Annotated in this window: 2 protein-coding genes; both read left to right on the top strand. The window is 70.8% G+C overall.

Features of this window, described 5'->3' with window-relative positions; all coding sequences use genetic code 11:
* A complete protein-coding gene (locus tag ACFO0C_RS32185; protein WP_449191434.1) occupies nucleotides 1–4,755 on the top strand; it encodes a type I polyketide synthase in 4,755 nt (1,584 codons plus the stop codon).
* 48 nt (nucleotides 4,756–4,803) lie between these two features.
* Nucleotides 4,804–10,543, top strand: a 5,740-nt coding sequence (locus tag ACFO0C_RS32180; RefSeq protein WP_378070505.1) for a type I polyketide synthase, incomplete at its 3' end; no start/stop codon positions are given.

The raw sequence follows: 10,543 nt of genomic DNA, 5'->3' as shown, positions 1-10,543 counted from the left end.
CTGAAACGCGCCACCGTCGACCTCCAGCAGACCCGGCAGCAGCTACGCGCCGTCGAGGACCGCGCGCACGAGCCGATCGCCGTGGTCGCGGCCGGCTGCCGCTTCCCCGGCGGGGTCACCACACCGGAGGACCTCTGGCGTCTCGTCGCCACCGGCACCGACGCGATCACCGGCTTCCCGGAGAACCGCGGCTGGGACACCGCCGGCCTCTACGACCCGGAACCCGGCACACCCGGCAAGTCGTACGCCCGGGAGGGTGGCTTCCTGCACGACGCGGACCGGTTCGACGCCGACTTCTTCAAGATGAGCCCCCGCGAGGCCCGCGACACCGACCCGCAGCAGCGGATCCTTCTCGAAGTCGCGTGGGAGGCGTTCGAACGGGCCGGCATCGACCCGACCGGTCTGCGGGGCAGCCCGACCGGGGTGTTCGCCGGAGTCGCCTACCACGACTACGCGGCCGGCGGCGTCGGCAGCCTCGCCAGCGTCGTGTCCGGCCGCATCTCCTACCTGCTCGGGCTGGAGGGTCCCGCGGTCACCGTCGACACCGCCTGTTCGTCGTCGCTGGTGGCCCTGCACCTGGCGGTCCAGTCGCTGCGTTCCGGCGAGTGCACGCTCGCCCTGGCCGGCGGCGTCACCGTGATGAGCACCCCCGACTCGTTCGTCGGTTTCAGCCAGGACCGTGGCCTCGCGCCCGACGGCCGGTGCAAGTCGTTCGCCGCGGCCGCCGACGGCACCGGCTGGGGCGAGGGCGCCGGCCTGCTCGTCCTGGAACGCCTCTCCGACGCTGAGCGGCACGGGCACCGGGTGCTCGCCCTGGTCCGCGGGTCGGCGGTCAACCAGGACGGCGCCAGCAACGGTCTGTCCGCACCGAACGGTCCCGCTCAGCAGCGGGTCATCCGGCAGGCGCTGGCGGCGGCGCGGCTCGCGCCGGCCGACATCGACGTGGTCGAGGGGCACGGCACCGGGACGACTCTCGGTGATCCGATCGAGGCGCAGGCCCTTCTTTCGGCGTACGGCCAAAGCCGTCCCGCCGATCGTCCGCTCTGGTTGGGGTCGATCAAGTCGAACATCGGTCACGCGCAGGCGGCGGCCGGGGTCAGCGGGATCATCAAGATGATCGGTGCCCTCGGTAACGACCTGTTGCCCCGGACGCTGCACGTCGACGCTCCCAGCGACCAGGTGGACTGGACGGCCGGCGCGATCCGGCTCCTGACCGAGGAGGTGCCCTGGCCACGAACGGACCGCCCGCGCCGCTTCGGTGTCTCCTCCTTCGGCCTGAGCGGCACCAACGCCCACGTGATCCTCGAAGAGCCACCCGCTCCCGCCCGCGTCCCCGAGTCCTCTTCGTCCGTGCCCGCCGCCGCGCCCTCTTCGTCCGTGCCCGCCGCCGCGCTCTCCTCGTCCGCGCTCTCCGCCGCGCTCTCCTCGTCCGCGCTCTCCGCCGACGTACCGTCCCCATTGGGCGCGCCGCCCGGTTCGGCCGCGCCGGTCGTGGTTCCGGCGGCGCCCGTCCCTGTGGTGCTTTCCGGTCGTGGCGGGCCCGCCCTCCGTGCCCAGGCGGCGAAGCTGCGGGAGCACCTTGTCGCCAATCCCGGCACCAGCCTGTACGACCTCGGATACTCCCTGGCGACCACCCGTGCGACCTTGGAGAACCGTGCGGTCCTGGTGGCCCGCACCCTCGACGACCTCACCGAGAAACTTCCCGCCCTCGACCTCGGCCAGGAGGCCGCCCCCGGTCGTGTCGGCTGGTTGTTCTCCGGTCAGGGCGTCCAGCGTCTCGGTATGGGTCGTGGTCTCTACGAGGCCTTCCCGGTGTTCGCTGCCGCGTTCGACGAGGTGGCCTCTCTGGTCCCGGGTGATCCGAAGGGCATCTGGTGGGGTGAGGACCGTGCGACTTTGGATTCGACGGACAACGCGCAGATCGGGATCTTCGCTTTCCAGGTCGCTTTGGTCGCACTACTGAAGTCGTGGGGGATTAAGCCCGACGTTTTGGCTGGTCATTCAGTTGGCGAGTTCGCCGTCGCCTACGTCGCGGGGATGATCTCGCTGCCTGATGCGGTGCGTCTGGTGGTCGCGCGCGGGAGGTTGATGGCCGCGCTGCCTGCTGGTGGGTCGATGGCTGCGGTGCAGGCGACCCTGGCTGAGGTCGAGCCGTTCGGTATTGCGATCGCTGCGGTCAACGGTCCGGATTCGGTGGTGATCTCCGGCAGTGCTGAGGACGTCGACCGGGTCGTCGAAGCATTGGGTCGCCGTAACACTCGGCTGCGGGTGTCGCATGCGTTCCATTCGTCGTTGATGGATCCGATGCTGGCCGCTTTTGAACAGGAACTTTCGACGGTGGTCTTCAGTCCGGCGCAGATTCCGGTCGTGTCGACGGTGACGGGTAAGGCTGCGACTCCCGACGACCTGGCCACGGTCGACTACTGGCTGAGGCACACCCGCGGGACAGTGCTTTTCGCTGACGCCGTGGCCGCGATGAACGCCGGCATCCTGCTGGAGATCGGCTCGGACGCGGCGCTCACGCCGATGGCCGACGGAGCGATCGCGTTGCAGCGACGGGACCGCGACGAGGCAATGGAACTGCTCACGGGACTGGGCCAGGCCTACGAGCGGGGAATGGCGGTCGACTGGTCCGCCTACTTCACCGCCGAGGCGCAGCGCGTCGACCTGCCCACCTACGCGTTCCAGCGAAGCACCTACTGGTACGGCCCTCCGAAGGTGAAGGGCCGGGACGACGACTGGCGCTACCGCGTCACCTGGGAGCCGGTGCCCGCACCCGCGACCGCCCGTCTCACCGGCACCTGGCTGGTCGCCGTCCCCACGGGTCTCGCCGACGACCGGATCACCGCGATCACCGCGGGTCTCACCGCCGCCGGGGCCACGATCAGACTGATCGAGGTAGGCGACCAGGACCGCACGGCCCTGGCCGCCGAGTTGCACGGCCCGGCCGGCGGTGTGCTCTCCCTGCTGGCCCTCGACGAGCGCGCACATCCCCGCCACCCGTCGGCGCTGACGCTCGGCACCGCCGCGACCATCACACTCGTCCAGGCGGCCGCCGACGCCGGCATCACCACCCGTCTGTGGTGCGTCACCACCGGGGCGGTCGCCGTCGACGGTGCCGGTGACGTGGCCAGCCCTCTCCAGGCCGCGATCACCGGGCTCGGCATCGCCCAGTCCCTCGACCAGCCCGGAATCTGGGGCGGCACCATCGACCTGCCGTCCACCCCCGACTCCGAGACGGTGCGTCTGCTATGCGCAGCGCTCGCCGCCTCACCGCCGCCCGCTCCGTCGTCCGGGACCGCGTCGCCGGCCGTCTCTCCCTCGTCCGGCGTTGCCCCGCTGGCTGCCTCTTCTTCGTCCGGAACCGCGTCGCCGGCCGTTTCGCCCGAGGACCAGCTGGCCGTCCGGGCCGACGGGTTGTACGCCCGCCGGATGGTCCGCCACCCGCATTCCGGCGGCCCCGCACCGCGGCCGTGGAAACCCCGCGGCACCATTCTCGTCACCGGCGGAACCGGCGGCCTCGGTGCCCACGTGGCCCGCACCCTGGCCGCGAGCGGCGCCCCGCACCTCCTGCTGACCAGCCGCCGCGGCGCCGCCGCCGACGGCACCGCGGAACTCGCCGCCGAACTGGCCGCGTCGGGAACCGATGTCACGTTCGCGGCCTGCGACGTCGCCGACCGCGACGAGGTCCGCCGCCTGCTCGACGGGATCCCGGCGGACCGCCCGCTCACCGCCGTGATCCACGCGGCCGGTGTGATGCAGCGGATCGCCCCGCTCACCGACCTCACCGTCGACGAGTTCGCCGAGGTCGGCCGGGCCAAGGTCGGCGGCGCGGTGCACCTCGACGAGCTGCTCGCCGACCGGCCGCTGGACGCCTTCGTCACCTTCTCCTCCGGTGCCGCCGTCTGGGGCAGCACCGGGCAGGCGGCTTATGCGAGCGCCAACGCGGTGCTCGACGCCTTGATCAACCGCCGCCGTGCGCAAGGTCGGGCGGGAACGTCGATCGCCTGGGGTTCCTGGGACGGCGGCATGGTCGACCGGGAACTGGCGGCCCAGCTCCGCCGGATCGGCGCGCCCCCGATGGCACCGGCCGTGGCGATCGGGGCCCTCCGTCAGGCGGTCGAACACGACGAGGGCCACCTGGTGGTCGCCGACCTGGACTGGTCCCGGTTCGGCCCGACCTACACCCTGGCCCGCGCGCGGCCCCTGATCAGCCACCTCCACCAGGCGGAGACACCCGCCACCGCAGACTCGGGCCTGGCCACCGAACTGGCCGGTCTGACCCCGGCCGCCCAGAGCCGGCTCCTGCTGGACCTGGTCCGGGACGAGGTGGCGGCACTCCTCGGATACGACACACCGTCCACGCTGAACGTCGGCCGCACCTTCGACGACCTCGGCTTCGACTCGGTCGGCGCCGTCGACCTCCGGACCCGGCTCAGCCGTGCGACCGGCCTCAGCCTGCCCAGCACCATGGTCTTCGACCATGCGACACCGGTAGCGCTCGCCGAGTTCCTCCGCGGCGAGTTCGGCGGCGGGGACCGTACCGTGCTGGCCGATTTTGATCGTCTTGAAGCGGCCCTCGGCTCGCTGACGCCGGAAACCCTCGAACAGCATCGCCTGCCGGCCCGGCTGCGGGCGCTCGCCGCCCGGGCCGACGAGATCGCCGGCAACGGCACCGACGTCGACGAGGCGCTCGACAGCGCCAGTGCCGAGGACGTCTTCGACTTCATCGACAAGCAGCTCGGCCTGGCGTGACCAGGTTCCGCCGCACCCACCGACCCGGAAGAACCTCGGAAGGCTGAGATGGCTGAGAACGACGCAAAGCTCCTCGAATACCTGAAGCGGGTGACGGCGGACCTCGCCCAGACTCGGCGCCGCCTGCAGGAGGTGGAGTCCGAGGACCAGGAGCCGATCGCGATCGTGGCGATCGGCTGCCGCTACCCGGGCGGGGTGCGCGGTCCCGAGGACCTGTGGCGGCTCGTGGCCGACGGCGTCGACGCGGTCACCGATTTCCCCGCCGACCGCGGCTGGGACCTCGACACCCTCTTCGACCGGGACCCGGAGCAGGGCGGCACCAGCTACGTCCGCAGGGGCGGCTTCCTGCACGACGCCGGCGACTTCGACCCGGCCTTCTTCGGCATCTCGCCGCGCGAGGCGACCGCGATGGACCCCCAGCAGCGGCTTCTGCTGGAGATCTCGTGGGAGACCTTGGAAAGAGCGGGGATCAACCCCGATGCGGTACGGGGTGAGCAGATCGGTGTCTTCGCGGGATCCGGATACCAGGACTACGGCGATCTGCTCGCCGGTGCACCGGAGGCCGAGGCCTACATGAGCACCGCCGCGGCCGCCGCCGTGATCTCCGGCCGGGTGTCGTACTCCCTCGGTCTGGAAGGCGCCTCGGTCACCGTGGACACCGCCTGCTCGTCGTCACTGGTCGCCGTGCACCTCGCCGGTCAGGCGCTGCGCCAGCGGGAATGTGTCCTCGCGCTGGCCGGCGGTGTCATGGTGATGTCGACGCCCAGCCCGTTCGTCGCCTTCAGCCGGCAGCGTGGCCTGGCTCCCGACGGCCGCTGCAAGGCCTACTCCGACGACGCGGACGGCACCGGCTGGGCCGAGGGCGCCGGCATGCTTCTGCTCGAACGGCTCTCCGACGCCCAGCGCAACGGCCACCCGGTGCTGGGCCTGATCCGAGGATCGGCGGTCAACCAGGACGGCGCCAGCAACGGCTTGACCGCGCCGAACGGACCCTCCCAGCAGCGCGTCATCCGCCAGGCGCTGCGTAACGCACGGATCCCGGCCGCCGAGGTCGATGCGGTCGAAGGACACGGCACGGGTACGACTCTCGGCGATCCGATCGAGGCACAGGCCCTCCTTGCGACGTACGGCCAGGATCGCCCGGCCGGGAACCCGTTGTGGCTCGGCTCGCTGAAGTCGAACATCGGTCACGCCCAGGCAGCCGCCGGCGTCGGTGGCATCATCAAAATGATCATGGCGATGCGGTACGGCGTACTGCCGCCCACGCTCCATGTCACCAGCCCGTCGACCCACGTCGACTGGAATGCCGGCGCCGTCCGGCTGCTCACCGGGTCACGTCCGTGGCCGGAGAACGGGCACCCGCGCCGGGCCGGTGTCTCCGCCTTCGGCGTCAGCGGCACGAACGCGCATGTGATCGTCGAGCAGGCGCCCGCGGTCACGGAGCCGGCTTCCGGGCCGGTGTGGCCTTCGGGTGTTCCGGTGCCGTTGGTGGTGTCGGGTCGTGGTGAGTCGGCGTTGCGTGCTCAGGCCGCGCGGTTGGCTGATCTGGATCATTCGCCGGATGTGGCGTATTCGCTGGCGAGTGGGCGGGCTGCTTTGGAGAACCGTGCTGTCGCTTTCGATCCCGCAGCGTTGGCTGCCCTGATCGGTGGCTCGGAGGCGCCGGGTCTGGTGACGGGTGTGGCTCGTTCGACCGGCCAGGTGGGTTGGTTGTTCTCCGGTCAGGGCGTCCAGCGCCTCGGCATGGGTCGTGATCTCTACAAGGCCTTCCCGGTGTTCGCTGCCGCGTTCGACGAGGTGGCCTCTCTGGTCCCGGGTGACCCGAAGGGCATCTGGTGGGGCGAGGACCGTGCGACTTTGGATTCGACCGACAACGCGCAGATCGGCATTTTCGCTTTCCAGGTCGCTTTGGTCGCACTACTTAAGTCGTGGGGTGTTAGGCCCGACGTTTTGGCTGGTCATTCGGTTGGCGAGTTCGCCGTCGCCTATGTGGCGGGGATGATCTCGCTGCCGGATGCGGTGCGTCTGGTGGTGGCGCGCGGGAAGTTGATGGCGGCGCTGCCTGCTGGTGGTGCGATGGCGGCGGTGCAGGCGACCCCGGAAGAGGTCGAGCCGTTCGGTATCGCGGTCGCTGCGGTCAACGGTCCGGATGCGGTGGTGATCTCCGGCAGTGCTGAGGACGTCGACCGGGTCGTTGAGGCGCTGGGTCGCCGTAATACTCGGCTGCGGGTGTCGCATGCGTTCCATTCGTCGTTGATGGATCCGATGCTGGCCGCTTTCGAGCAGGAACTTTCGACGGTGGTCTTCAGTCCGGCGCAGATTCCGATCATCTCGACGGTGACGGGTAAGGCGGCGACTCCCGACGACCTGGCCACGGTCGACTACTGGCTTAGGCATACGCGCGGGACAGTGCTTTTCGCTGACGCCGTGGCCGCGATGGATGCCGGTGTCTTGTTGGAGATCGGGTCGGATGCGGCGTTGACGCCGATGGCCGACGGGGCGATCGCACTCCAGCGCCGCGACCGGGATGAGGCCGTCGAACTGCTGACCGGCCTGGCGCGCGCTTTCGTGCAGGGTGTGCCGGTCGACTGGACCGCACTGTTCCCCGGCGCCCGCCGGGTCGACCTCCCGACCTACGCCTTCCAGCACCAGCGTTACTGGCTGGACTCCGTACCGGGTGTCCGTGATCTGCGGTCCGCGGGTCTGCAAGCCGCCGACCACCCGATGTTCGGCGCGATCGTCCCCCTGCCGGACGGCTCCGGGGTCATTGCGACGGCCTGGCTCTCGGTGCAGGCCCAGCCGTGGCTGGCCGACCACCGGATCGGCGAGGCTGTCCTGGTGCCGGGCACCGGACTGGTGGAGATGGTGATCCGGGCCGGCGACGAGGTCGGTTGCGGCATCGTCGACGAACTGATGCTCCAGGCGCCGCTGGTACTGCCCGCACAGGGCGGCGTCCAGGTCCAGGTGGTCGTGGGAGCGGCCGGCACCGACGGCTTGCGTCCCGTCAGCGTGCACTCGCGGACCGGCGACGAATGGATCCGGCACGCCGAAGGCACCCTGGCCGCGTCCGAGGTCGCCGAGGACTTCGACTTGAGTGAGTGGCCGCCGCCCGGTGCCGAACCGGTCGACGTGACCGGCGTCTACCAGGACCTGGCGTCGGTCGGTCTCGGCTACGGCCCGGTCTTCCAGGGCCTGACCGCCGTGTGGCGCCGCGACGGCGAGGTCTTCGCCGAGGTGACACTGCCGGACCAGGCGGACGGCACCGGGTTCGGCCTGCACCCGGCGGCGTTCGACGCGGCATTGCACGCCCTGTCGTTCAGCGCGGAGGCCGGAGACCGCGCGCGGATTCCCTTCGCCTGGTCACGGGTGGCGCTGTTCCGCACTGGCGCCGAACGTCTACGGGCCCGGCTGACGCCACAGGTCTCCGGTGTGTCGATCCGGCTGGCCGACGGTAGCGGTTCCCCGGTCGCCGCGATCGGCACGTTGTCGCTGCGGGAGCCGGTCGCCGTGACCGCGGAGTCCCGGTCGCTGTTCCGCCTGGACCGGGTCCCGGTGGTCCTGCCCGCGATCGTCACGGACGGCCGGGAGGTCGACGTCTGGCACAGCCCGTCCGGCCTGGACCCGGCGCACACGCGTGCCGCGGTGCATGCGGCGCTCGGTGAGCTCCAGGAATTCCTGGCCCGGCCCGGCGACCGGATCCTCGCCGTGGTGCCCTCCGCGGACCCGGCCGGAGCCGCCGTGGCCGGTCTGGTCCGGGCCGCCCAATCGGAGAACCCCGGCCGGATCGTGCTGATCGACGCCGACCCGGACACCGACGTCCCGGCTGTCGCGGCCGCCGCGGTGGCCGCGGGCGAGCTGGATGTACGCCTACGGGACGGCACTGTCTCCGTACCCCGCCTGATCCGCGCCGGAGGAATGGCGCAGCCCGAGTCGGTCGCTCGGGGTGAGGTTTCGGTTCCGGCCGCCGGAGGGACCGTGGGCGCTGAGGCGGTCGGTTGGGGTGAGGGTCCGGTTCTGATCACCGGAGGTACCGGTGTGCTCGGCCGGGCGCTGGCCCGCCGTCTGATCGTCGCCGACGGCGTCCGGGACGTGGTCCTGGTGTCGCGCCGTGGCCCCGACTCGGACGGCGCCGCCGAACTGGTGGCCGAATCGTCCGAGCGGGGCGCACAGGTCCGTGTGCTGGCCTGCGATCTCGCCGACTGGAGCGCGACGGTCGCCCTGGTCGATGCGGTGCGGCCCTCCGCCGTCGTGCATCTCGCGGGGGTGCTGGACGACGCGGTCCTGTCGTCGCTGACGCCGGAGCGGGTGGACACGGTGCTGCGGGCCAAGGTCGACGCGGTCTGGAACCTGCACGAGGCCCTGGGTGACGTGGCGGCGTTCGTGGTCTTCTCCTCGGCGGCCGGCGTGTTCGGCTCGCCGGGCCAGGGCTCGTACGCGGCTGCCAACTCCTACCTGGACGCCTTCGTCCAGTGGCGCCGGGATCAGGGCCTCCCGGCCCAGTCGCTCGCGTGGGGTCTGTGGGCCGATGGCATGGCCGGCACCCTGACCGAGAACGACATCCAGCGGATGAGTCGTAGCGGTGTCGTTCCGCTGCCCGTCGACGAGGGCATGGACCTGTTCGCCGAGGCCCGCGATCTCGCCGACCCGGTGGTGGTTCCGGCCCGCTTCGACCTCGCCGCCCTCCGCGAGCAGGGCGACGAACTGCACCCGCTGTTCCGCGCGCTGGTCCCGGCCATCCGCCGCCGGAACACCGTGTCGTCGTCCTCGGACGCCCTCAGCCTGCAGATCGCCGGCCGGCCGCGGGAGGAGTGGCCGGAGATCGTGCTCGACGTCGTCCGGGAACGTGTCGCCGCGGTCCTCGGCTTCGACGGCGGACGGGCGGTCGACCCGGAACGCTCCTTCAACGAGCTCGGTTTCGACTCGCTGAGTGCGGTGGAGTTCCGTAACGGCCTGGGCGCCGCGACGGGTCTGCGGCTGCCCGCGACTCTGGTCTTCGACTATCCGTCTCCGGTCGTACTCGCCGAATTCCTGCTCGGCGAAGTGACCGGGGCAGGTGACGACAGTGTGGTGGTGGCGCAGCCCGTACCGCTCGATTCCGATCCGATCGTGATCGTCGGAATGGGCTGCCGCTATCCGGGTGGTGTCGCGTCGCCGGAGGATCTGTGGCGTCTGGTCGCCGACGGTGTGGACGCGGTCTCGGAGTTTCCGGCCGATCGTGGCTGGAATGTCGAGGAGCTGTTCGATCCGACGCGTACCCGTCCCGACACCAGTTACGTCCGTGAGGGCGGTTTCCTGCACAACGCAGCCGACTTCGACGCGGCCTTCTTCGGCATCTCACCGAACGAGGCACTCTCGATGGATCCGCAGCAGCGTCTGTTGTTGGAGGCGTCGTGGGAGGCGATCGAGCGGGCCGGCATCGATCCGACGTCGTTGAAGGGTTCGTCGACCGGTGTCTTCGCCGGAATGATGTACCACGACTACGCCGGAAACAGCGGAACAGGCGCGATCGCTTCAGGTCGCCTGTCGTACGTCATGGGTCTCGAAGGTCCGTCGGTGACGATCGATACCGCGTGTTCGTCGTCGCTGGTGGCGTTGCATCTGGCGGCGCAGGCGTTGCGGTCGGGGGAGTGCTCGCTGGCGCTTGCTGGTGGTGTGGCGGTGATGGCGACGCCTGAGGCGTTCGTCGAGTTCTCCCGTCAGGGTGGTCTGGCCGGTGACGGTAGGTGTAAGTCCTTCGCCGCGGCGTCCGACGGGACGGGTTGGTCCGAGGGTGTTGGTGTGTTGGTGG

The sequence above is a fragment of the Actinoplanes subglobosus genome (assembly GCF_042650585.1).
Taxonomy (GTDB): domain Bacteria; phylum Actinomycetota; class Actinomycetes; order Mycobacteriales; family Micromonosporaceae; genus Actinoplanes; species Actinoplanes subglobosus.
Note: the sequence above shows the minus strand (reverse complement) of the source record. Positions and strands in the feature narration are given on the sequence as shown.